The sequence below is a fragment of the Scytonema sp. PCC 10023 genome (genome assembly GCF_963920835.1).
Lineage (GTDB): Bacteria > Cyanobacteriota > Cyanobacteriia > Cyanobacteriales > Nostocaceae > Kalymmatonema.
This window is the reverse complement of the sequence record NZ_CAWUDP010000075.1, coordinates 23,769-48,523: the sequence shown is the minus strand read 5'-3', so window position 1 is coordinate 48,523 and position 24,755 is coordinate 23,769. Positions and strand designations below refer to the sequence as shown.

Genomic DNA, 24,755 nt, shown 5'->3' with positions numbered 1-24,755 from the left:
CTCACGAGATTCTGATACTCACTCACGAGTATAAAAGACTCGCTCACCAGGTTCTAACACTCGCTCACGAGTATAAAAGACTCGCTCACCAGCTTCTGATACTCACTCACGAGATTCTAATACTCCCTCATGAATATAAAAGACTCGCTCACGAGATTCTGATACTCACTCACGAGTATAAAAGACTCGCTCACCAGGTTCTGATACTCGTTCACGAGTATAAAAGACTCGCTCACCAGGTTCTAACACTCGCTCATAAATATAAAAGTACTAGGTTTATTCCGAAAAACTGGTAGATGCTAGGGTATATTCTGTAATACAGAAATATTTAGTGTTCGATGAGTGTCCATCTGTGGTTCCTATTTCCTGATGTATTGCACTCAACCCCCGAACCACTATATAAGTGACACTAACAATCAGATGCAGCCGACTCGCCATCAGAATGTCGATGATCATATCATGATCACTGGGGGCGGCTTAACTAGGTGGAATGACTTTTAGCAAAGCCCATGCAAAATCTACAAATTCAAAATGGCATATGGATAGTACAAATCTAGCGCAATACATCGAAGCAACTGGCAGTATTGCCAAACCTTGGCTATTAGTGCAACTGCGACTGAAAAAACTTCAAGAGTGTCGAGCCACACTTTCAGAAAATGAGTACGCTCAACAGCTAGAAGACATTCACCAAGACTTGATGAATTTGGGGGAATGGTGGCGCGGTATCGAAGATGAGGTATTTTAACTGATTCGGCAAGAAGTCCCCCACTTGACGTTGGTTAGTGGTGGGATGAATTGTTTGTTTGGTAACATGAATATATCTTCAGCAGGTCTACATGGTGATGCATGGGCTGATGACAGTCGCGCTAGGTGTGCGCGAGAAGTAGTCCTTGCACGTTGATGTTAGCGTTCGCGCAGCGTGTGCCAAAGGCACTCAGCTCCTCACGAAGTGAAGCACTCGCCCACCGTTTGCCAATAGGCATCCAGAAAACAAGAGTGCAAGATGCCTATTGGCATTACTTGGTTGTTATAAAGGGTAGGTTGAAAACCCTGTGGCTTTAGCCCAGGGATGAAAACCACTTTAAGGTAGGCTAAAGCCTACCGTGATGCAATGTTTTCTAATTAACTCTTCAAGGTATTCGCTAGCGCTAACTTTTTGTTTTACGGCTAATTCTTGCACCGAGTACCATGCATCGTCTGTTAACCAAATCGTATGTTTTCTTTTTGGTTGGTTATGTAAAACCGGAATATTTCTTACCCTTTTTTTGCCTTTTCCTGTTGCCATGTATAGAACCAACTGCTATACTAAAACTATAGCACAGGTAGAATATCCGCTAGCACGTGACTATACAAACCTGGGGTGTCTCCACACGACTGGCTAGGAAACAAAAATGCTCGGAGGGTAGGGAAAGTCCTCCTAAAAAACCCAGTCGCTACCTAATAAGTTGCGCGTGAACCTAGAAAAGAAACAACTTAAACAACAGCGTACGGCGTGCCCCGCCGGAACGTAGGGAAAAGAGAGGAACACGCTAAATAGCGCACTCTCAACAAAGTACCTGAAAGCTTGGGGACAGATGCCCTCTAGGTATGAGCGTGAACTGGCTCAACATTTGGTCAACTACACGACGGATGTTTGGTTTAGATATTGCCCGTGTACCAGTCGGCGACTGGGAATAGGGACACGTTCGCGCAGCGTCTCCGTCAGGAGAAGGTTTACGGCTTGCTGGACGAACCAAGAATCCCCTGGCTTTTCGTTAAGATGAGCGCAAGCGTTATCTTAACAGCCAGGGGAGTGTCAATACAACCGCAGTCCGCAAAAACCAAGCGGCACGAACAAAAATCAATATCTGCCAAGGGATACGCAGGGCGGCTGCGCGGGTTCCTCCGTGAGAGGATAAACGGCTTTCATCCGAGAGACGCTGTGTAAGACCATCACCGGATTTGGTTCCGGACATTTAGCGATAAATGTACCTAACGTGGCAACGGTGAAGCAGCGCTGAAGACGGGTTTCCCGTCGCAGGCGACTGCTGAACCCGAAGGGCGAATGAGACGCGTATCTCTTTCAGAGACGCTGAGCGCAAAGCGCACGCTCCGCGAACGCGAAGCATGCGCCGTCTTCGCTTAGCCCCCACCATACCGCTTGCGCTTGGTGGGTACTTCACACTTATGATTATTGATTAACTTTAATTAATAGCGGTGTTTTAACTGATGGATTATAAAGATGCTGGAGTTGATGTTGAGGCTGGTCGAGAGTTTGTCAACCAAATTCGTAATTTAGTTCACAGCACCTTTAGACCGGAAGTTGTTGGTGGATTGGGTGGCTTTAGTGGCGGCTTTCAACTACCAAGTGGTTACAAGGAACCTGTTTTGGTTTCTGGGACTGATGGTGTGGGAACAAAGCTGAAAATCGCTCATGCTCTCAATCGTCACGACACCGTTGGCATTGATTTAGTAGCGATGTGTGTTAACGATGTGTTGACATCTGGCGCAGAACCGCTATTTTTTTTGGATTATCTGGCGACAGGTAAACTAGACCAAGAGCAGCTCACAGGAGTGGTTGCAGGTATAGCCTCTGGGTGTCAGCAGGCGGGTTGCGCTTTACTAGGAGGAGAAACCGCAGAAATGCCGGGTTTTTACCAGGTTGGTGAGTATGATTTAGCTGGGTTTTGTGTAGGAATTGTGGAAAAAAGCCAGATGCTGGATGGTTCCCAGGTACAAGTGGGAGATGTGGCGATCGCACTGGCTAGCAGTGGTGTACACAGCAATGGCTTTAGTTTAGTCAGGAAAATTGTCAGCGAAAAAGAATTTTCCTGGAGCGATCGCCTAGAAATATTTGATTCACAAACATTAGGAGAAATTTTCCTCACACCCACGCGTATTTACGTCAAACCCGTACTTGCTGCGCGTCAAACGGGTTTAGAAATTCATGGTATGGCTCATATCACGGGTGGAGGATTGCCAGAAAATTTACCTCGTTGTTTAGGTAAAGGACAAGCTATTAAGATTGAGGGCGATTGGTCTATCCCACCTGTATTTCAGTGGTTGGCGGAAGCTGGCTCAGTCAGTCCGCAAGCTATGTATAACACTTTCAATATGGGGGTAGGATTTGTGCTGCTAGTACCTCCCCATCAGGTACAACAAGCAATAACCTACTTTGATTCACAAAACGTAACAGCTTTTACAATTGGTGAGGTAATTAGTGGCTCAGGTGAATTAATTGGATTGCCAACATAAGTGATAAGATTTATACACTATAGAATTGATTCTTTTTTGTGTTTTAAAGTGCTTATTTGCACTATATTTAATATTTATTAAATATTTGTCAAGGTAGGAAAATGTGGATTTAACCGGCATGAGTTGCAACATTTCTTACTTTTGCTTATAAAACGAATCGAAAATACGCATGATCGTTAGGCTTTGAATTTGCTAACGTAGTCTTAACATATTGAAAAATTTTGCCAATGATGCCCAGAAAATAGGTACCACCACTCGTTTGCGGTGCTGGTGCATTCTGGGCTGTTGATGTCGCGCTTTTTCGTGTAAAAAATCACCTAATACAGAAAAGAGGGGGTTATGACTGTCAATATTGTTGAGGTATTTACCTCTAGTGAACGATTAAAGCAAGTATTCCAGAGCATTGATGCAAAAAGTTGCCCGACGTGTTTCAACTTTCACATGCACACTGTCCACTCAGATGGCAGGTTGCACCCCTTTGCATTGATGGAGCAAGCTGTCACCATAGGTCTAAAAGGGCTTGCGATTACCGACCATCATAGTATAAGTGGCTACGAAGCAGCTTTAGACTGGTTGGAAAACTGGAAGTGGAACAACCCAGGCGCAAACGCTCCTCACCTCTGGAGTGGCGTAGAAATTCATGCCAATCTTTTAGATATTGAAGTTCATATTTTGGGTTATTCTTTCGAGCCAGAACACCCCAGTATGAAACCATACATCCAAAGAAAAATTACTACAGGTGAAGAATATCAAGCAGCTAACGTAATTGCTGCCATCCAGAAAGCGGGGGGACTGGCGGTACTAGCTCACCCAGCTCGTTATAGGCGATCGCATTTTGACTTGATTCCTGCTGCTGCACAACTGGGTATCAATGGCGTTGAAACTTTTTACGCCTACAACAACCCCAACCCTTGGAAACCTAGTGCCGTAGAATCGATGCAGGTGCAACAATTGGCTAGTGAATACGGTCTTTTGAACACCTGTGGTACCGATACTCACGGTTTAAACCTGCTCCAGCGGTTGTAAACATGGAGTTTAGTGTTTTAGCAATACTCCTGGTTCAACAAGCCAGGGGCTAAAAACAGATTATTATATTGGATTTGAGATGATCGATTGTAAAAGTTAGAGTTAGAATTTTGCTAAATTATTGCTGAAATTGGGATAGTAACCAAGCACCCACCGCTTCTAAAAATCTACGCATATCTGGGCAATAATCCACAAATCTCTGCAGAGGGAAGTTAGCGGTTTATCTTCCTTGAAATCATCTTTAGCGCTTTGGCTTACTCTGAACAGATTGTTCTGCCCATTGTTTGACCAAAGACCCCCAGTTAGAGACAGCATAGAAGTTGTGACGCTTCATGCCGGATTTCTTAATTGCGTTATTCAGTTGATTCCACTGTGACCATACGTGCTTTCTATCCTTCACGGGCAGATAGGCGGTTATGGTCACAGGAATATTTTCAGTCAATCTCATGGCACGTCGTGCGATAGCCATAGCAGCAGCTTCATCACTGGCTAGACCATATTGGCGAGCATACTTCACCAATCCAATAATACTGGTGTAGGCGGGATTCACCTTCATGAGATAAATCCCCCGATTACTTAAAATACTTTCTAGCAACTCGTAGAATCGGCTATAAGCCCAGCCTGAGAGCATTCGAGCGTATTTTCGTCCTCGTTCGCACAAGAGCTCTTTCTTGGCAGAAAAGTCCAGCCTTTCGCAAGCAACGGGACACGCGAAGGTCTCACCTAAAGTTGCCAATTGCAAGCAAGCATCGACAATTTGAGCATCTTGTAAGCCAGACGGCAGTCCCATCTGTAACGGTATTTGTCCATGAGCTTTCAGATTGCCGTTAGCGTCCACATATGCCCAACCAATCGATCCGGGATTCATATCAATCCCAATACAGCCATAAGCGGAGTGTCTGGAAACACGTTCTACAGGCGCTGGAGTAAACTGCACTGCGGCATTCCATTTCCCGTCCTTGCGGAAGAACTGCCAGGTCTTAGAACCATCTTTGGGCAATCTGTTGATTTTGCGTTCAAAGTTACCTAATTTGGTTTGAACATATTTCCCAAACTTAGCTTCTAGGCAGGCAGGCACACGAAACTTGAGGATATCTCCATCCCATTGACAAGCTTGATTACCAAACGATTCATCTCTAGAACCAACTACAAATACTTGTGATTTTGAGACGACGGTTTGAATGGGCGCTGTCTTTAAATGCTCTAGCTGTTTGGTTAATTGGTAAGCACGACGCTTCTTGTTATGAATTTGAAATCGGAGGTTTTTCCAGTTAGTGTATCGAAATTTCAGCGAATATGATATCGGGAATCTACATCCGGTTTTAGATTTCTGCCAGTTCTTTTTAGCATAAAATTTGACAGCATCGTCTAGCTTTTTCTCTGATTTAGTAATCCATGAATTGATGGATTTTAGCTTACCCTCTAATGTTTTAATATGCCGTTGCCGATGCTCAATTGAAGCATCCACAGCGCCTTGAGCGTGACTAATTATGCCGTTAGCATGACGTTTTGAGATTCCGTAAGTTACTTGTAAATAACTGTTCCAGCCCGATTTCTCGAAGGTATCGACTGATTTAAGATGATTAACCGTCTCACACGCTGCTTTGTGGAATACCGGACTGTATGCAGAGAGGAACATCTCAAAATCAGTCATTCCCAAACTATTCAATTCTTCTGCTGGTGTCGGTAAACCTTTAACATACGTGAGAGTCGTCATTTATTTTACCTCATCAATAATACTGGATATCCCGTCGATTAGTTTTTGGTTTTTACGGCTTCTTGCCTCAGATCTTGCACCAATAAAAATTGATTTAATTTAATTACTCCGTATTAAATTAAAAGCCTTAATTTAGCGATAAAAACCGATAAAAATCAGGTAGCCTTATCGCGCATCTTTTTAGCTTATACGGTTTTTTACGGTTAGGTGCAAGATCTGAGTTGCGCCGTAAAGACGCGCTGAAAATACTGTCACTAGTTCAATCATGTCTTGTACTAGTTCTTGCTCGAAGGTAATTTCTTCAGTGGATTTATTGATAATTACTACTTCGGTCTCCATCTCCTCGCAGATAGCAAATACTAACTCAGAACCGAATCGTAACAGTCTATCTTTATGAGTCAATACGAGTCTACCAACATCCCCTTTTAGTATGCGACCAATAAGCTTCTTAATTCCTTTTTTGTTATAATTCAGACCACTTCCTAAATCTTGAATGGTTTCAAACTGCCAACCATTAGATCCGCTAAAAGCTTCTAAAACTTGAATTTGTCGGACTAAATCGTTTTTTTGGTCATGACCTGAGACTCTAGCATAGTTAATCGTTATGCGCTCATCCAACTTCTGCAAGTCTCTGGGTGTAATTCGTTTAATGTCTGCCAAATAAAAGCGTCGATGTCCGCTAGGAGCACGTTCATAACGTAGCTTTCCTTGGTCTGCCCATCTCCTAATTGTGTCTACCGAAACTCCTAATTCTTTAGCAGCATCCCCGATGCTAATTGTCACTGATTGAATGTCTCCCATATTGCTATTTCTGTGAGAGAATACATTCAATTATATGGGTATTCCGGAAGATTTACCAAGATATACCCAGATATTTTTATTCAGCTACTAGCCCTTCCGTGATTCATTTCACGAGTACGGCGGAAAGCTTCTTCCAGAAGAGAAATTGCTAACCCAGGTAGAACTTGAGACTGAGAAATTTTCCGACTCCCACCATTTTCTACAGCAAAAGCAATAACTTGAACATTTTGTACATCTATAATCCAGTATTCACCTACTCCTAATTCCTCATACAGAAGGCGCTTGTCACCTTTATCATCTGCAACAGAAGTATTTGCAACTTCAATAACCAAATCAGGGGCTGGATAGATATCAAGTTGGATTATCGAAGTACCCCAAGGAATAACTTCCGCGTTTTTACCAATGTAGAACGACGCATCAGGTTGCGCATCGTTATAGCCTGTTTTCCGGTAGGTGCAGTTATCATTGCCGTTCAAATCAATACCTTTGATGCTGGCAAACAGATGTACGGCATAAATAACAATCGAGTGGTCTCGTGAATGGTCATTACCTACTGGTGGGATCTCAATCCTCATTTTGCGGTTGTAGTAATAGCTCTTGGCTTTTTCATATACTGGATTTTCAATCGCCTGAAGATATTCATTCCAACTAGCTGCTACCCATGTATCAGTTGGTAATTTTGTTTGAAGGTTACTCATAAATCACCATATTGAGTTAAGGCTGTTGTTATATTGTGTCTTGAGCAGCATCTTCACAGGAACTTTGACTCACAACTTCTTTCATAACTTCAAGGAAGGTCTGCAAAACTGGTAATGGCTCATCTTGTTGCCACACTGCTACTAGCTGCACCTCTGCGTTTAATATATTGAGACTAATGTAGACAACCCCTACCCTGTGAATGTTACGGATAGAGGCAGGAGCGAGGGAAACACCCATACCAGCAGAGACAAGACCAAGGATGGTCTGCTTTTGGCTGGCTTTTTGCACCACTTTAGGGGTGAAACCTGCTTGTTGGAACAAACTGATGCACTGGTCGTAGTAGCCAGGTTCTAAGTGACGTGATACTAGAATGAAAGACTCGTTAGCCAGCATCGGTAATGCTAACTCTGGCTGAGTTGCTAGTAGATGAGTTTCTGGCAATATGACAACAAGTGGCTCTCGTAGAATTGGTTGAAAACTCAAGGTGGTGTCAGGTATAGGCGGAATCATTAAACCAAGATGGATTTGCTGCTCTTGCAGTGCCTGTACTTGAGCAGTCGTTGTCATTTCCTCCAACTCCAGTTCCACGCGTGGAAAGCGCTCTCGAAAAATCCTCAAAGCTTTAGGTAAAACGCTATAGGTAGCAAAACCAGAGAATCCTACCTTCAGCCGTCCACTCTCTCCGTGAGCCACTTGCCTTGCTATCTCTACAGCCTGAGCGGCTTTTAACAGAATCTGGCGTGCTTCTACCAAAAAAGCTTTTCCTGGTTCCGTTAACTGAACTCGCCGCTTAGTACGGTGAAACAAGAGTACGCCTAATTCATCCTCCAATTGGCGGATTTGTTGGCTTAGAGGTTGCTGAGTCATGTGCAGCCGTTCTGCAGCTCGACCAAAGTGCAGATCTTCTGCCACAGCAACAAAATAGCGTAAATGTCGCAGCTCCATTTGAATGTTTTAAGTGTTAATTGTCTATAAAAAATGTGTTAGACAGTGAAAAAAATAGCACTTATATTAATAATTAACAACGTGAACGGACAAGAAACTAGCATCAATAATATTTTTTTAAAGATAGTTACTAAAAATTTAAAACTACAGAAACACACAGATTAACAGAAAAAATATCTGTGTCTATCTGTGTCCATCTGTGGTTAATTTTCCCTAAAAATCGTTTTTAAAACATTAAATATTCAAAAATTCCAAGATTTCAGGATTTCATTTCATGACAGACGATACTAGTCCTTATTGGGAAAATGCTGCTTTGCTTACTATAGATGTGCAAAATTCTTTCGCACTACCGGGAGCTTGTGCAGAAATTCCTGGCACATGGGAAGTGATACCTAAAATTCAGCAGTTAGTACAAGCATTTAGACAAAGCAATAAACCAATTATCCATGTTATCAGGATTTATTTACCTGATGGTTCTAACGTGGACTTGTGTCGCAGACAAGACATTAGAAATGGTAAGCAAGTCGCACTTTTTAGTAGCGATGGAGTAGAACTTGTGAACGAATTAAAACCATCAACTCAAATCATCCTTGATGTGGATAAGCTCATGTCTGGAACTTTTCAAGCAATGAGTCATCATGAATGGATTATGTACAAACCAAGATGGGGGGCTTTTTATCAAACCTCTCTTGAAAAACATTTACGTGAGTCTTTCATTAACACTTTAGTGGTGTGCGGTTGTAACTTTCCTAACTGCCCACGCACTACGATTTATGAGGCGAGTGAACGAGATTTTCGAGTCGTTTTCATTCCAGATGCCACATCTCAAGTTTACGAACGAGGTTTGCAAGAGCTAAGGAATATTGGCGTGAGTTTGGTGAGTGCTGAAGAGTGTATTGCTAAAGTTATGCAAACTGTAAAAATATCCTGTAAAAACTTTCATCAATGAAGAGAGTCTGACTATGAATTTGGAATTTAGCACGAATACTTTTGAAAAAGAGAAGATTGTCTTAGCAGGTACAGAAGAATATATCGTTCGAGGAGGACGTCATCTTTTTCCAATTTTACCTAAAGCTTTTGAAGGGATTCAGCAAATCGGAGTGATTGGTTGGTCATCTCAAGGTCCTGCTCAAGCACAGAACTTAAGAGATTCTCTGGCAGATAGTAACATTAAAGTCAAAGTAGGTCTTCGGAAAAATTCTTCTTCTATTCCATTGGCAGAAAAAGCTGGCTTTACTAGAGAGAACGGCACATTAGGAGAAATGTATGAAGTGATTTTCGAGTCGGAACTATCAATCATTCTTATTTCCGATGCTGCACAGGCAGAAAATTACCAGCAGATTTTTGAGGCAACACGTTCAGGAGCAACACTTGGATTGTCTCATGGATTTTTGCTCGGACATTTAAAAAACATTGGTGAATCATTTCCTGAAAATATTAATGTAATTGCTGTTTGTCCCAAAGGTATGGGATCTTCTGTTAGGCGACTTTATGAACAAGGCAAACAAATTAACGGAGCAGGTATTAACTCCAGCTTTGCAATTCATCAGGATATCAATGGAAAAGCAACAGATTATGCACTTGGATGGGCAGTTGCAATTGGTTCTCCGACAATTTTCCAAACGACCCTTGAATCAGAATATAAATCTGATATTTTTGGAGAAAGAGGAATTCTGTTAGGAGCGATTTATGGCATTGTAGAAAGTTTATATCGTTGGTTTATTCATCATGGATATTCTCAGGAAGCAGCTTATGTAAATTCTGTTGAATCTCTCACAGGAACAATCACCAGGATAATTTCTAAAAACGGAATCTTGTCTGTTTATGAATCTCTCAATGATACCGACAAAGAAACCTTTAAGAAAGCTTACTGTGCTGCTTATCATCCGGCTTTTGAAATTTTAATGGAAATTTATGATGAAGTTGCTTCTGGAAACGAAATTCGCAGCGTTATTGCAGCAACTCATCGTCATCAGCGTTACCCTTTAGGAAAAATTGACGGCACACAAATGTGGCAAGTTGGCATTCATGTTCGTACCAACAGACAATCCGAAAAACTTGCCATTCATCCTGTAGCTGCTGGAGTTTATATCGCTACTATGATGGCTCAAGTAGACTTACTCAAGGAAAAGGGGCACCTTTATTCTGAAATTGTGAATGAATCGATCATTGAAGCTGTGGATTCTCTAAACCCTTATATGCATCAAAAAGGAGTTGCTTTTATGGTTGATAATTGCTCTATCACAGCACGGCTTGGAGCTAGAAAATGGGCACCACGGTTTGATTACGTATTATGTCAACAGGCTTTTACTGCATTGGATGATGATAAACAAGTAGATGAAAGACTATTTGACAACTTTTTGAGGAATGACATTCACCAAGCTTTCTCAGTTTGCGCCCAGTTACGACCTTCTGTTGATATTTTTGCATAAAATATAGCAATCCCGAACAACAAGATTCCCGACTTCTTAAAGAAGTCGGGAATCTGAACATACGCGATTTTTACAAGTCTTTTAAAAAAGATTGTCGCTAGTTCTCTTCCTCCGTGAAGTTTGAATTTTGAATTTTGAATTGCTTAATATGGTGGATAATCATCTTCATCAGAGTAAACGTAGGAACTAGAAACCCCCGCCATCTCCATCCGAGGTGTTTCTGCTTTCATCGTTTCCTTACCAAAGTCCTTATACTCTTCAAAAGTCTTACAGATAATTCCAGACTCTTGCGAGTCTGAAGCAATCAGGTACTGTGTTAAGGTAGCGACTGTAGGATGTTTATAGTCCACAGTTGAAGCTACTAAAACTATATTCGGTTCAATTCCTCTTTCTTCACAGTTAATAATCGGGGAGAAAATTCCGTGGGCGTGGAATAGGGAACCTTTTGGTGTGAGAGGCTGCTTGCGGTATCCAGCATAAGCCTTTTCTAATTCGGCAAGGAAACCACCAGTGACTCTACCTTGTTGGTATTCACAGTAAGCTTTACTGAAACTTGCTCCTGCGGCTCCATTTACAGTTAGCTGTAGCGGTGATTCATGTAAGAAATTTTTATCTTCTCCTACTAAATAAATTAAATAGCGAGTAAATGTTTTAAATTTAAGTTTGTCTGCTAAAAAAGCATCGTAATTGTCTTTGAGTGTACCCAATTTTACTCCAGTTTCCCGGTCTTTGACAGATAACGGTCCCCGACGGACTACGACTAACCGTGGAGTGGTGGTCATATATACCGTTTCGACTCCGGAGCTAAATTCATGCTCGATTTGCTGCCAATTGTCGTCGGGCTGAAAGCCTACAGCGTTGGCGTTATCCAGCTTAATTGCCAAACCGTGAGGTTGTAACCCATTTGTGCCATAGCGAGGATTTATCATCTGACACCAAGGGAGTACTTGAGAAGCTGGTGCGTTGTACTTCTCGTCCTCAAAGTCGAATTTTGCAGATAATTTCATCGTCTTAGGCGGTTGTCAATGTTTTGCAGATCAAGTTTACACGGTTTAGCAATGCTTGAGACTTCGATGCAGTTAGTGGCTTTAGACACAATTGATCTAAAAGTGAAAATACTCTATCACTTATTCAAGAAGTCACGCACAATCTAAACCTGATTTTAACAACTGCCTGTCAAAGCGCCCATGTAGAGTATTTTTGGCGCAGATGGGTAAATGCGCTACAATCAGTTGAATAAACCCGATTTCTAAGAAACCGGGCTTTTATGCTTTGAGCCAGAAATCAAATCAACACTGTATTTGTGGCATTCGGTTGAAAATTAACAGCAGGGGCAAACTATTGAGATAATCGCTGCTGGTAATAGTCAACAATTTGTTCTGTGACTTCAGAAACGCTCAAACCATCAGTTTTAATTTCAACGGCATCTGGTGCTTTTTTTAAGGGGGAAACTTTACGCGTGGTGTCTTTCCAGTCGCGTTCAGCGATGTCCTTTTCCATCTGCTCTAAACTCACTTCAGGTTGACCCTGTTTTTTAAAGTCTTGCAGGCGGCGACGTGCACGTTCACTGACAGAAGCAGTTAGAAAGATTTTCAGTTCGGCATCGGGGAAGACGTGAGTACCTATATCCCGTCCTTCTGCAACCAAACCACCTTTTTTGCCCCAGCTATGCTGTTGTTTAACCAGTGCTTGACGCACGGGGGTCTGTGCTGCTACTGCTGAAACTTTAGATGTCACTTCTAGAGTGCGAATTGCTTGTGTAACATCAGTCCCATTAATCCAAACCCGCATCGGTGATTGCAAGTTCTCGGTAGGAGTCAGTTCAATGACACAGTGGTTAGCTAATTCAGCGATCGCACACTCGTCGTCAAGGGCAATTCCCTTTTGCAGTACCAGCCAAGTGACAGCGCGGTACATTGCTCCTGAATCTAAATACACTAGACCCAGGTTTGCCGCTACTTGACGAGCAACAGTGGATTTTCCAGCTCCTGCTGGTCCATCTATAGCGATGATCGGCTTGCGATCGCGCAGAATGGTATTATCAATCAAACGTGTAGAACCTAGGCGAGCGGCGATCGCAAGCATTCCTTCCTCCTGAACTTTTTCTTCTATAAGCATCAACGTATTTGGTTCAACCAATTCAATATATTCCACTAAGACAGAACTAACCATTGCCACTTCTTGCTGCACCACTCCTATAAGCGCTTTTGCATCGCGTTCTCCTGCTTTGAAAGCTGTTTGCGCCTTCTGCAAGCCACCATACAACACTGCTGCTTGCTGCTTTTGTGTTGCAGTCAAATATTGGTTGCGAGAACTTATAGCAAGACCAGATGCTTCTCGCACCGTAGGACAACCAACAATTTCTATCGGAAAATTCAAATCAGCGACCAGCCGTTTAATAATGGCAAGCTGCTGACCGTCTTTTTGACCGAAGTAGGCTCGATCAGGCTGTACCAAGTTGAAAAGCTTGGTCACAATCGTAGCTACACCCTGAAAGTGACCCAGCCGAGAACGACCACACAAGCCAGATATCATAGCAGATGGTGGAATAACTTGTGTAACTTTTAATTCTTGTATATTCTTCTCGGCAACTCCTACCTCTTCCGGAGTAGGAGCAAAAATTGCATTTACCCCTGCTTGTTCGCAAAGTAATTGGTCCTGGTCAAAAGTGCGAGGATAGCGTTGGTAATCTTCGTTGGGACCAAATTGCAGCGGATTAACGAAGATACTCACAATCACCGTGGCATTTTCGTGCCGCGCCCGTTGAATCAAGCTTAAATGACCTTCATGCAACGCTCCCATTGTCGGAACCAAACCAACTGCTGTCTTGGATCTACCAGTCACCTCAAATGGCAACGGCTGCGGTTGATCCACAAGCTGGTTTTCAAAACGGTGTTTAGCTAAATAGCAGCGTAAAGCTGCGACTGTTCTCAACAGGCGCACAAAAATACCCCTAGTTTTCTCTAGCTCTCCCCGTTAGTTTATATCTGAAAGCGAGGAAGAGACCAGCAACTAGGGGAACGAGGAATAAGAAGGTGAGGGAATGAGGGAATGAGGGAGTGAGGGAAGTGAGGGAGATGAGGGAGATGAGGGAGATGAGGGGGACAAGGGGATAAGGAGGTGTTTTCTCCCTTGTCTTCCCTGTCTTCCCCTGCTAAAAAACTGCTTCCTCTGGTCAAGAGCTCCCTTACTCCCTATACTCTTACCTACCTAGGATTTCTACCCGCACTGGTGCAACGCCACTGCCCATCATTCCCAAAATCCGTGCGGCGGCAACAGAAAGGTCAATAATTCGACCACGAATGAAGGGTCCTCTGTCATTAATCCGCACCACTACAGAACGACCATTGCGGGTGTTGGTAACGCGGACTCGCGTACCAAAGGGTAAGTGGCGATGGGCAGCTGTTAATCCTTCTGGATTAAACCTCTCACCGGTGGCGGTACGATTGCCAGAACCATCATAGCCGTAATAAGAAGCCATACCTTTAGCGCTGGCTATCACTTGTCCGGCAATCTGTTGTGGCAAATTTGGTAGAGATATTGGCGATGAGCGCTGGGGTAAATTGGCAATTTCGTTCATAGGAGATGCATTGCCTATGAGTCTGCGCAAGCGATTTGTTGCTTGCAGTGCATCTTTTGCTCGATCATTGGTTGTATCTGCAAGCCGTGTATCGCCATCGATTTCCACGATTTCTTCGCCATTTGCCTTGATGATATAGCGACCTTGTGGCCGTTGCTCACCAAGTTGGTTGTTTTTCTGCTGGCTCTCATTGGCTGTGGATTCGCCTCCTGCTTTCCAACTGACTGTAATCTTGCTGGCGTCCACCTTGTCCCAGATCAGCTGGTTTATCCTAGCTGCTACAACTGTTGCCCTCTGAATTGGGTCATCTTTGGTAGAGTTAGCCTGGTTATTAATATCCACGCTTGCCCCAATTGATGCTACCTTCGTTGGGCTGCTTGCATTTGTACTGACAAGCTGTGCGCCGTTCTCGTTACCAAATGCACCCATTTTTGTCTCTGAACTGGCAACTGACTTGTCACCAACAAAGGTAAGAACGGGGATGTTGCGAATATAGAGCGTTGCCGCCTGACGCCCTGCCACTTGATGAGTATGAATTTCAGTCATCACAGCAGCATCTGAAGCAGGGTTCTCTGCTGGGGATTTATACTCTCCTACTTTCACCACATCACCAGAGGCAATAGGTAGCGAAGATGGAGCCGCTTTCTTGGCCGTCTGAGCGCGACCTACTGACGGTATCCCAAGAACAGTAGAAAATAGAGCGACAACAGTCCACAAATGTTTTTGATTCATGCGTCCGATATTAAAGCGACTGAAGAACAAAAGTTCCATAAATTGGCGGGATTTTGCACCACTGATGAGTGACATATCCCTAAAACTCCAACTCGTTCTGCTTTCACTTTTTGCTTTTAACTGCAACAGACTACCACGAACCTATAGGGTTGCGGATCGGGGATCTAGCGTAATCCTTGGTAAATTTATCAAATTCAAACTCACCTTTTAAGCCCAAAACCTTACTCAAAACAGCTTTTTGGCTGTGTAACAGTTTTTTGTTTGATTAAAAATTTTATTATTAAAAGCTAACAATATTTGGTAATTAAATTGTTCAGGGTAGCGTACGCGCTTGTTTATAAAGAGAATTAATGGTATTTGCTTTCAACAGCGGCTTATACTACCATACTTTCACTTAATTTCCAGTAGTTTTACTTGAACAATAAGTTTCAAGATAAAATCAATATTTTTAGTTATTTTGATAACTAGATATAAACTATATGTTTAAGTATCGTTGGCTAAGTACTAGCTTTTAAGCCCTTGTTCAGGCTTTGTTTGCAAGCAATTACCCTGTTTTCGCTTCAAATAATGACAGCAGTATTCAAGTTAACTTTAAAATAATTATCATTTGTAACTAGCTGGATATTAGATGAGTGATAATGTGCATGTTTCTTAAACCTTCTTGAAATTTTAGTAAAATAAATTACATAGTATCTGAACTGACAAAACACGAGGCTAGATGTTACTTGCATGAATATTTTTGACCGTAAAAGCAAAATTCCTGATGAGAATATTAACTAGATTGGCTTATGCAAATCGGATACATCAAAATATGTAAAGTATAGAAGAAAAAGCGTAATTTTTAACACCCAACTGTCAGTTTCATGGCAAAGCAAGAAGATTCACAATTTCAATCTTTTGTTGAGGACTTGCATTCAAAGTACCAGTCCCTACAGGATGGAACTGTAGCAAACTACATTCCTGAACTAGCAAAAGTCAATCCAGACTTGTTTAGCATTTGCATCGCGACCGTCAATGGCGACCTTTACGAAGTTGGGGACTACAATCAGCTCTTTACGATTCAATCGATTTCCAAAGTGTTTGTTTACGGACTGGCGCTTGAGGATCATGGACGAGATTACTTTTTGACAAGAGTAGGCGTAGAACCGACAGGGGACGCATTTAACGCAATTGTCCTCGATGAGAAATCGAAGCGACCATACAACCCAATGGTGAATGCGGGAGCTATAGCAACTACCAGCTTAATCAAAGGGTCGGATGCTACTGAACGTCTCAACCGAATGCTAGATATGTTCCGGGAATATACTGCTCATAATGTGTTCGTTGATATCTCAGTATTTACCTCAGAGCGTATCACAGGACATCGTAACCGCGCAATGGCACATCTCATGCTGAATTTCGGCATGATAGAGCAAAGTATTGACGAGGCGCTAGACCTTTACTTCCAGCAATGTTCTGTCATGGTGAATTGCCATGATTTAGCACTAATGGCGGCGACACTTGCCAACAAGGGTATCAACCCGATTACAGGAAAACAAGCCGTGGATAGCCGTTACGTTAAAGACATTCTCAGTGTGATGTACACCTGCGGAATGTATAATTTTGCAGGCGAATGGGCATATAAGGTTGGGATTCCGGCAAAAAGTGGAATTTCTGGCGGGATTATCGCCGTTATTCCAAATGTCATGGGAATTGGAGTGTTTTCACCACGACTCGATTCACGCGGTAATAGTGTTCGGGGGGTTAAGGTTTGTGAGGAACTTTCACAGCAGTTTGGTTTACATTTGTTCGAGTGTGCAAGCAATAGGTTAAATTTTGGTAGTTAGTATATAAGGAAAATGCTATCGCTTTAGTGCGATCGCATTTTGGCACTGCGCAAGAGCGCAGCGCCACTCTAGTTTTTTAGATGATGGTGCTATCAGGTTTTTAAGCTGCTGAAAAAATAATCATTTCGTTGCGTTTTAGCAAAGACAGGCTATCCGTACATTTCTCGTTGTTTGCTACTGACAGCCCTCCTTCGAGTCCTGTGGTAGTGTAATAAGAAGTAAAAGGCTGACTGGTGTAGGGCGCACCGGAAAAACGCTTCGCTCGCTCCATCCAACCGCACAGCTTTATAAAGATTAGAGCTATCTGTGAGCAACTGAATGTTTGGGACAGTTGAAATTAAGCTTTTCCAGCCGCTTCAATAGTAACCAACCGCTAAAATCCTCGAATGACTTAAGAGTTTTGTGGAAATGGCAGATGCTTCACAGGAAATAAGACTAGTCATTAATTTACAACGCCCACTGAGTAGCTAGTTCGTACCTAGCTCCCAGCAGGACTTCCCCCTAATTGAGTAAGCAATGAGGAGACGATATTATCGTGTCAAACGATTCTGAAAATGTTCATCCTAACGACGATATAGATGATTTTCAGCCTTTAGCAGGGTTACGGGTACTTGTAGTCGATGATGATGCCGATAACTGTAATTTAATCGCTTTTATTCTTGAAAGCGCTGGTGCCCAAGTGATGATGGCAGCATCGGCAGTAGAAGCGCTACAGGTTATGGGACAATTTGAACCAAATCTCTTGATTAGTGATATTGCTATGCCAGAAGTTGACGGCTATTCCTTAATTCGCAGAGTTAGAACGCTTGATCCTCCCTTGGGAGCGATTCCCGCGATCGCTATAACGGCTATGGACATACAACAAGGAGGTAACCTTGCTTTCATGTCTGGGTTTGAAGCTTACCTGATGAAGCCTGTAGAACCAACAGAATTAATCACAGAAATAATAAAGTTAATAGAGTTATCTTGACTGCGATTAAATCGCTCGCGTCGTGTCTCCTCCCTTGTCTAAAGCACTAAATATTTTTACCCAAAATATCACTCTTTGGTGCCGTTAACTACATTTTCCAACAGTGTGAATCGCAGCTAATAATATGGTAACTGCGTCACTAAACTACTGCAATCACTCCTGCACTTTGATTCGCCAAGCAATTGAGCGCACACATTGCATAGGTTCCTGGTTCAGGAGTAGCAAACGGTGTACCATTAAACAAATGTAGTTAGACGAACACCTTATAGTGTGCAAGCAATAGGTTAAATTTTGGTACTTGATACCAACAAGGCTTCGCTAGTCCTATCAGCACTGACGTAAGAACGTTTGGTAAATCGTACGTTAAGATTGACGTACGTTAAATTTGACGTATGTTAGTAAGGGTAGAGATATGGTGATACCGCTGAAATTGAGGGCTAACCCTGGAGGGCAAATTTCGCCAGATGAGGTTATTGGACGAGATAAGCTGATTCAGCAGTTTTGGGAAATTTTGGAGAGACAAAGCCTGATGCTGAATGCAGAACGGCGGATGGGCAAAACTTGCATTATTAAGAAGATGCAAGCAGAAGCACCAGAGGATAAGTTGCCGATCTACCATGACTTAGAAAAAGTGCTATTCACCAAACAGTGGACAAAGCTAGACAACTAGCTCATCCATTGGACAGATAGCCATGCTCAAGTCTTAACTGACTACGTTTTTTGGGTCATGACATCTGCAAGTGCTTTCCAGCTTGTAGCTCTGTCGTTAGGAATTAAACAGGTGTATTTGGTTAAACCAGTGTTTCTAGCCGAACAAGCTCTTAAAACATGAGCAAGGAAAACATTACCTGAGCAATCAGAGGACTATAAAATGTCTAATTTCGTTTTTGTAATTGATACCAACAAACAGCCATTAGACCCAATACCACCAGGACAAGCAAGGAGGTTATTAAATCAAGGAAAAGCAGCAGTTTATCGTAGATACCCATTTACAATAATTTTCAAATATGCTGTTGATAACCCAAGAAGAAGTGAACATCAGCTAAAAATCGATCCAGGTTCTAAAGTAACTGGTTTAGCTATTGTTCAAGGAGATTGGGTAATTTGGGGGGCTGAAATCCAACATAGGGGTCAACAAATCAAGAAGGATTTAGAAGCTCGTAAAGCTGTCAGACGTAATAGGCGCAATCGTCAAACTCGTTACAGACGACCTCCAATCAAAAATAGAGGCAAACGCCAAAGATCTGCTAGAAGGCTCGCTCCCAGCTTAAAATCTCGCGTTCACAACGTAATGACTTGGGTAAATCGAATTAAAAGATATGTTCCAATTACAGGAATATCTCAAGAATTAGTCAGGTTCGACACTCAAAAATTAGTCAATCCCGAAGTAATGGGAATTAAGTACCAGCAAGGTGAGTTATTCGGGTACGAAGTTAGAGAGTATTTACTAGAAAAGTGGAGTAGGCAATGTGCTTACTGTGGTGCTAGCAATACTCGACTAGAGATAGATCATTTACATCCGCGTTCAAAAGGAGGGAGTGATAAGATTTCTAATTTAGTTATATCTTGTCATGACTGCAATCAATCTAAAAGCGATAGAGATATTCAAGAATTTTTGGCACAGAAGCCAGATACTTTAAATCGCGTATTAGCCCAGGTTAAACAGCCATTAAAAGATGCAGCAGCTGTTAATTCTACTCGTTGGGCATTATTTAACGAATTGCAGCAAACAGGATTACCCGTAGAAGTGGGGACTGGTGGAAGAACCAAGTACAATCGAATTCGACTTGGATTTGATAAGCAGCATTGGTTAGACTCGGCATGCGTTGGTATTGTTGACCAATTAATCTTGATGACTAAGCAACCGTTATTAATTGTTGCTAAGGGATGGGGTAATCGTCAGATGTGCATAACAAATAAGCACGGTTTCCCCAGGCGGCACAGAGAACGCCAAAAAACATTCTTTGGATTCCAAACGGGGGATATGGTTAAAGCTAAATTGCCAAAAGGTAAATTTGCAGGAACTCATGTAGGACGGTTAACAGTGAGAAAATCTGGCGTTTTTGAGATGATTACACACATTGGTAAAGTCAGTCCAGTCAGGCATAAGTACTGTCAAGCCATGCACCGTAATGATGGTTATATGTACCGTTTTTCCACTATTGTCCAATGAATCGGGGATTAGAGACGATGCGATCGCCCTTGGAGTTTGTCGAGACTGTTTTGCAGGATGTGGAAGAATACTTAAGCGGCTTACGGCGAACAGCAAGACGGACGCGTCAGCTATTGACACAAATAAGTGGTACAGAAGCTATGGGTGTCAAGTTACCCGAATTTGCTGCTCCCCACTGGAAAAGACTGCTCACTGAAACTATAGCCGATTTGGTTGAGAATCAAGAGCGCAAAGTCATTCTGCTTTGGGACGAAGTTCCATATATGCTGGGTAATATTGGCAATCAAGCGGCGATGGAAGTTTTGGATACATTGCGTTCCATCCGTCAGATGTACCCCGATGTCAGGATGGTGTTTACGGGTTCCATTGGCTTGCATCATGTGATTGCTGATTTGAAAAAAGAAGGATACACCAACGAGCCGACAAATGATATGTATGCAGCAGATATACCGCCACTGTCCCATGTTGATGCTACTGATTTAGCCCGTAGGTTACTTCTAGGAGAAAATATTGCAGTCGCTGATTTGTGGGAAACTGCTAGTGCGATCGCACTAGCAGTAAATGGCATTCCCTTCTACATTCACCACCTGATTATTAAACTAAAAATGCGGGGCGGAAAGGTGAATGCAGCAACTATTACTAAAACTATCGAAGATTGTTTATTAGATCCGCTCAATCCCTGGAAGATGGATCATTATCGCGAGCGGATTGATAATTACTATAATGACGAGCAACGCCCTTATGCTCTAAATTTACTTGATATTTTGGCAGTTTCAAACCAACCTTTGTTATTTGATGATTTGTTTCAAAATCTCAAGCAAGAACCAGAAACACAAAACAAAGAAATCGCACGCACTGTATTAAGACTTTTAGAACGTGATTACTATATTATTCGACAAAGCGAGGGATATGGCTTTCGCTATGGGCTGATTCAACTTTACTGGAAATTATTGAGAGGTTGAAAAAATGAAAAGCACCTTTCTCTCTCGCTTTACCCCCAGTCTGATGACGCCAGAAACCTTGGAAGCAATTTTTGTGCAGCGTCATCAGTTGGCAGACTATTTAGTTGAATTGATTCGTGAAAGTGTACTGACGGCAAATAAACATTTTCGCCTATTGGTGGGGATGCGGGGTATAGGTAAGACGCACATGGTAACACTGGTTTATCATCGCGTCTCCAAAATGAAAGACTTAGATGATAAGTTAGTTATCGCATGGCTGAGAGAGGAAGAGTGGGGCGTTACATCCTTTTTAGATTTGCTGCTGCGGATATTTCGAGCGCTTCAAAAAGAGTATCCAGCAGAATATAATGCTAAATTAAATCAGCAAGTTGAAGCACTTTATCAGTTATCGCAACAAGAAGCTGAACATCAAGCAGCAGCATTACTCAGGGAATTTGTTGGGAAACGCACGCTGCTGCTGTTGATGGAAAACCTAGATGATTTGTTTGACGGGTTACGTGATATTGGGCAAAAGCAACTCCGGGCTTATATACAGAATTATTCATTTTTAACAATTCTGGCAACAGCACAAAGCTTATTTGATGGTATCATCCGCAAAGATGACCCCTTCTATAACTTCTTTTATGCTCACCACTTAGAAGAGTTAACGCTAGATGAAGCTGTAGATTTGTTAAGGCATATTGCCCAATTAGAAGGGGATAAGGAACTAGAAGATTTTATCAAAACGCCAACAGGACGCGATCGCATCCGTGCCATTCATCACCTCTCTGGTGGAAACCCCCGCGTCTATGTCATTTTCTCCCAGTTTCTTACCCGCAAGTTGCTAGATGAACTGGTGGAACCATTCATGCGGATGCTAGATGATTTAACGCCTTACTATCAAGCGCGGATGTCGTGGCTTTCGCAGCAACAAAGAAAAATTATTGAATTTCTCGCTGACCGCCGCCGTGCTGTTACTGTTAAGGAGATTGCCCAACGCTGTTTTATGAGCCATCAGACAGCATCAAGCCAACTAAAGGATTTGCGCGAGAAGGGCTACGTTAATTCTGAATCTATTGGGCGTGAGTCATTTTACGAATTGCGGGAACCGCTGATGCGGTTTTGTTTGGAGGTGAAGAAGCAACGGGATGAGCCAATAAAGTTATTTGTAGATTTTTTGCGAATTTGGTATACGCGTGTAGAGTTGCAACAGCGATTGGGACAGGATATTGATGAAATCAGGAATAATGGATGGTTTAATGATTTAGGACAACAGTTCAATGAAGCGCCAATTGATGATTTTGCTTACGAACAAAATCATTCCAGGTATCAGCAACGTCTAGAACCGCTTCCACCTGATGCTGTAGTAGAGCGAGAATATGTGCTTTATGCACTCCAGGCAATGGAAGATGATGATGATGACCCTCGCGTAGCGGCGTACTGGCAGGAATATGAAAATTGCTTTGAGAAGAAAGACTATGCCAATGCTTTGCGATATGCAGAGAAACTGGTGGAAATTCGTGGTCAGGCAGAGGATTGGTTAGAACAGGGACGCTGCTTAAACGGTCTTAAACGCTATGAGGAAGCTTTAGCATCCTTAGACAAAGCTATTTCGCTTGACCCCAATTCTGGGCGCGCTTGGGGACGCCGAGGTCGGTCACTACACAACCTCAAATGCTATGAAGAAGCCTTGGCATCCTTGCAAAAAGCGATTGATCTCGACCCAAATGATGCTTGGGCTTGGAATCAGCGGGGCAATGTGTTAGCTAACCTCAATCGCAATGAAGAAGCTTTGGCATCTTTGGATAAAGCGATTTCGCTTGACCCCAATTATAAGTGGGCTTGGGGTCAGCGAGGCGATGTGCTAGGCAACCTGAAACGCTATGAGGAAGCTTTAGCATCCTTGGACAAAGCGATTTCGCTTGACCCCAATTCTATGAGTGCTTGGTTGGTACGAGGAAGGACACTTTCGTTCCTTAAACGCTACAAAGAAGCCTTGGTATCCTACGACAAAGTGATTTCGCTTGGCTTTGATCATGATAGCATTTGGTTTTTGCAAGGCTGGGTACTGAAGAACCTACAACGCTATGAGGAAGCCTTAGTATCCTTAGACAAAGCGATTTCGCTTGACCCCAATTACAAGTTGGCTTGGGCACACCGAGGCGATATGCTAGGCAACCTCAAACGCTATAAGGAAGCCTTAGTATCCTTAGACAAAGCGATTTCGCTTGACCCCAATTATAAGTGGGCTTGGGGTCAGCGAGCCTGGTCACTGAAAAAACTCCAACGCTATGAAGAAGCTTTAGCATCCTTGGACAAAGCGATTTCGCTTGACCCCAATTATGATTGGGCTTGGGGTCAGCGAGGCGATGTGCTAGGCAACCTGAAACGCTATGAGGAAGCTTTAGCATCCTTGGACAAAGCGATTTCGCTTGACCCCAATTCTATGAGTGCTTGGTTGGTACGAGGAAGGACACTTTCGTTCCTTAAACGCTACAAAGAAGCCTTGGTATCCTACGACAAAGTGATTTCGCTTGGCTTTGATCATGATAGCATTTGGTTTTTGCAAGGCTGGGTACTGAAGAACCTACAACGCTATGAGGAAGCCTTAGTATCCTTAGACAAAGCGATTTCGCTTGACCCCAATTCTATGAGTGCTTGGCGTGAGCGAGGCAGGGTACTGGACAATCTTCAACGCTATGAAGAAGCTTTGGCATCCTGTAATAAAGCGATTGAGCTTAATCCCAATTATGCAAATGCCTGGGGCAGCAGAGGCTGGATTCTAGATATACTCGGACGTCACGAGGAAGCCTTGGCATCCTGCGATCGCGCGATCGCACTAGGCGAACAATTTTCTTATGTTTTCTTCAACCGAGCGATCGCAATTCTAGGACTGAATCGTTGGGAGGAAGGCATCGCAGCATTAGACAATGCACTTGAGCTTATAGAATCTACAGAGAAGGCGTCTGCGGAGGACACTGAATTAATTTTACGTAATCTACTTAACAGCACAAACGATGCAGCTGTGTGGAGAACGCGCATCACAACCCTAGTAGAACTTTACGACAAACATCAAGTCGCCTTAGCATTAGCGCAGGGACTTGTGCGAGAAAAAAGCATACGTGCGTTGATGTCAGAAATGGTAAGTGACAAAGCAGCGCAGAAATGGCAGGAAGTTTGGCAGGAAGTTGTAGCGAGTCGCCCTGAATTCCAAATTCCTCTCCGTCTTCTCAATGGTGCTGTCCGCTATCGGGAGACAAAAGGCGATAGGCGTGTTTTGCTCGAACTGCCTATAGAAGAACGCAAGCTGTTACAAGAGGTGCTGAGTACAGTGAAGCAAGATAATAACTAATACCAATTTGAAAAAAGAATGCGACAGATACACACTCCCAAACCCTCGTTATCTTAGGCTTTCTTAATTTTGAATTTTGAATGAGCGAATGCGTGAATTGGTAAAACGCCATCCTTCCTAAACTCGCTACCATCATTACTATAGCAGTTCTCAATTGGCTGTAATACAGATTGCTTGTAGGGGCACGGCATTGCCGTGCCCCTACCGGGCTGCGTGTATTCTATGCAATTAAGAAGAATGCAGAACCGCAGCTAGGAACGCAGTTGGGTCCCCACAAGGAGAAGTCCGGGGGATTTGCGAGGTGGAAAAACTTTCTTTTTTCTCCAC

21 protein-coding genes are annotated in these 24,755 nt (G+C 42.9%); 11 read left to right on the top strand and 10 right to left on the bottom strand.

Annotated elements, in window-relative coordinates:
- Positions 1 to 276: 276 nt before the first annotated feature.
- Complete coding sequence (locus ACM0OZ_RS34295; RefSeq protein WP_414587298.1) at positions 277 to 456, bottom strand: hypothetical protein; 180 nt, start codon at positions 454 to 456, stop codon at positions 277 to 279.
- An 82-nt stretch (positions 457 to 538) separates the two neighbouring features.
- Between ACM0OZ_RS34295 and ACM0OZ_RS34290 the strand changes: the two genes are divergently transcribed.
- Entirely contained in the window at positions 539 to 745 is a 207-nt protein-coding gene (locus tag ACM0OZ_RS34290) for a hypothetical protein (RefSeq protein ID WP_041041270.1), read from the top strand.
- A gap of 336 nt (positions 746 to 1,081) precedes the next feature.
- Here ACM0OZ_RS34290 and ACM0OZ_RS34285 read toward each other — a convergent pair whose 3' ends face one another.
- Complete coding sequence (locus ACM0OZ_RS34285) at positions 1,082 to 1,285, bottom strand: hypothetical protein (protein ID WP_414587297.1); 204 nt, start codon at positions 1,283 to 1,285, stop codon at positions 1,082 to 1,084.
- Positions 1,286 to 1,772: 487 nt separating this feature from the next.
- Entirely contained in the window at positions 1,773 to 1,955 is a 183-nt protein-coding gene (locus ACM0OZ_RS34280; protein ID WP_414587296.1) for a hypothetical protein, read from the bottom strand.
- 253 nt (positions 1,956 to 2,208) lie between these two features.
- On the opposite strand from ACM0OZ_RS34280, the gene purM reads away from it, so the two are divergent.
- On the top strand, positions 2,209 to 3,234 hold the full coding sequence (purM, locus tag ACM0OZ_RS34275) for a phosphoribosylformylglycinamidine cyclo-ligase (RefSeq protein WP_414587295.1): 1,026 nt from the start codon (positions 2,209 to 2,211) through the stop codon (positions 3,232 to 3,234).
- 339 nt (positions 3,235 to 3,573) lie between these two features.
- On the top strand, positions 3,574 to 4,260 hold the full coding sequence (locus tag ACM0OZ_RS34270) for a PHP domain-containing protein (RefSeq protein ID WP_414587294.1): 687 nt from the start codon (positions 3,574 to 3,576) through the stop codon (positions 4,258 to 4,260).
- Between the two features lie 241 nt (positions 4,261 to 4,501).
- On the opposite strand, the gene ACM0OZ_RS34265 is transcribed toward ACM0OZ_RS34270, so the two are convergent.
- The 4 genes from ACM0OZ_RS34265 to ACM0OZ_RS34250 all read right to left on the bottom strand — a co-directional run bounded on the left by ACM0OZ_RS34265 (position 4,502) and on the right by ACM0OZ_RS34250 (position 8,422).
- Positions 4,502 to 5,977: a hypothetical protein gene (locus ACM0OZ_RS34265; protein ID WP_414587293.1), complete on the bottom strand. Its 1,476-nt coding sequence runs from the start codon at positions 5,975 to 5,977 to the stop codon at positions 4,502 to 4,504.
- Positions 5,978 to 6,157: 180 nt separating this feature from the next.
- On the bottom strand, positions 6,158 to 6,778 hold the full coding sequence (locus ACM0OZ_RS34260; protein WP_414587292.1) for an IS607 family transposase: 621 nt from the start codon (positions 6,776 to 6,778) through the stop codon (positions 6,158 to 6,160).
- 80 nt (positions 6,779 to 6,858) lie between these two features.
- Entirely contained in the window at positions 6,859 to 7,476 is a 618-nt protein-coding gene (locus ACM0OZ_RS34255; RefSeq protein ID WP_414587291.1) for a Uma2 family endonuclease, read from the bottom strand.
- A gap of 28 nt (positions 7,477 to 7,504) precedes the next feature.
- On the bottom strand, positions 7,505 to 8,422 hold the full coding sequence (locus tag ACM0OZ_RS34250) for a LysR family transcriptional regulator (protein WP_414587290.1): 918 nt from the start codon (positions 8,420 to 8,422) through the stop codon (positions 7,505 to 7,507).
- Between the two features lie 274 nt (positions 8,423 to 8,696).
- Between ACM0OZ_RS34250 and ACM0OZ_RS34245 the strand changes: the two genes are divergently transcribed.
- The gene (locus ACM0OZ_RS34245; protein ID WP_414587289.1) at positions 8,697 to 9,371 is read left to right on the top strand and encodes a cysteine hydrolase family protein; all 675 of its coding nucleotides are present in this window, start codon (positions 8,697 to 8,699) and stop codon (positions 9,369 to 9,371) included.
- Between the two features lie 13 nt (positions 9,372 to 9,384).
- Positions 9,385 to 10,854: a ketol-acid reductoisomerase gene (locus ACM0OZ_RS34240; protein WP_414587288.1), complete on the top strand. Its 1,470-nt coding sequence runs from the start codon at positions 9,385 to 9,387 to the stop codon at positions 10,852 to 10,854.
- Positions 10,855 to 10,997: 143 nt separating this feature from the next.
- Here ACM0OZ_RS34240 and ACM0OZ_RS34235 read toward each other — a convergent pair whose 3' ends face one another.
- The 3 genes from ACM0OZ_RS34235 to ACM0OZ_RS34225 all read right to left on the bottom strand — a co-directional run bounded on the left by ACM0OZ_RS34235 (position 10,998) and on the right by ACM0OZ_RS34225 (position 15,166).
- On the bottom strand, positions 10,998 to 11,861 hold the full coding sequence (locus tag ACM0OZ_RS34235) for a DUF5895 domain-containing protein (RefSeq protein WP_414587287.1): 864 nt from the start codon (positions 11,859 to 11,861) through the stop codon (positions 10,998 to 11,000).
- Between the two features lie 331 nt (positions 11,862 to 12,192).
- Positions 12,193 to 13,797: a bifunctional pantoate--beta-alanine ligase/(d)CMP kinase gene (locus tag ACM0OZ_RS34230; RefSeq protein ID WP_414587286.1), complete on the bottom strand. Its 1,605-nt coding sequence runs from the start codon at positions 13,795 to 13,797 to the stop codon at positions 12,193 to 12,195.
- A gap of 259 nt (positions 13,798 to 14,056) precedes the next feature.
- Positions 14,057 to 15,166 carry a septal ring lytic transglycosylase RlpA family protein gene (locus ACM0OZ_RS34225; RefSeq protein ID WP_414587300.1) on the bottom strand — a complete coding sequence of 370 codons (1,110 nt, stop codon included), beginning with the start codon at positions 15,164 to 15,166 and terminating at the stop codon, positions 14,057 to 14,059.
- Positions 15,167 to 16,029: 863 nt separating this feature from the next.
- On the opposite strand from ACM0OZ_RS34225, the gene glsA reads away from it, so the two are divergent.
- From glsA to ACM0OZ_RS34195, 6 genes are all read left to right on the top strand, one after another.
- Positions 16,030 to 16,992: a glutaminase A gene (glsA, locus tag ACM0OZ_RS34220; RefSeq protein ID WP_414587285.1), complete on the top strand. Its 963-nt coding sequence runs from the start codon at positions 16,030 to 16,032 to the stop codon at positions 16,990 to 16,992.
- Positions 16,993 to 17,527: 535 nt separating this feature from the next.
- On the top strand, positions 17,528 to 17,962 hold the full coding sequence (locus ACM0OZ_RS34215) for a response regulator (RefSeq protein ID WP_414587284.1): 435 nt from the start codon (positions 17,528 to 17,530) through the stop codon (positions 17,960 to 17,962).
- Between the two features lie 412 nt (positions 17,963 to 18,374).
- Entirely contained in the window at positions 18,375 to 18,632 is a 258-nt protein-coding gene (locus tag ACM0OZ_RS34210; protein WP_414587283.1) for a hypothetical protein, read from the top strand.
- Positions 18,633 to 18,833: 201 nt separating this feature from the next.
- Entirely contained in the window at positions 18,834 to 20,135 is a 1,302-nt protein-coding gene (iscB, locus tag ACM0OZ_RS34205; RefSeq protein WP_414587282.1) for an RNA-guided endonuclease IscB, read from the top strand.
- A complete protein-coding gene (locus ACM0OZ_RS34200; protein ID WP_414587281.1) occupies positions 20,132 to 21,097 on the top strand; it encodes an ATP-binding protein in 966 nt (321 codons plus the stop codon). Before iscB ends, ACM0OZ_RS34200 begins: the two co-directional genes overlap by 4 nt.
- A 4-nt stretch (positions 21,098 to 21,101) precedes the next feature.
- On the top strand, positions 21,102 to 24,428 hold the full coding sequence (locus ACM0OZ_RS34195; protein ID WP_414587280.1) for a tetratricopeptide repeat protein: 3,327 nt from the start codon (positions 21,102 to 21,104) through the stop codon (positions 24,426 to 24,428).
- Positions 24,429 to 24,755 lie beyond the last annotated feature (327 nt).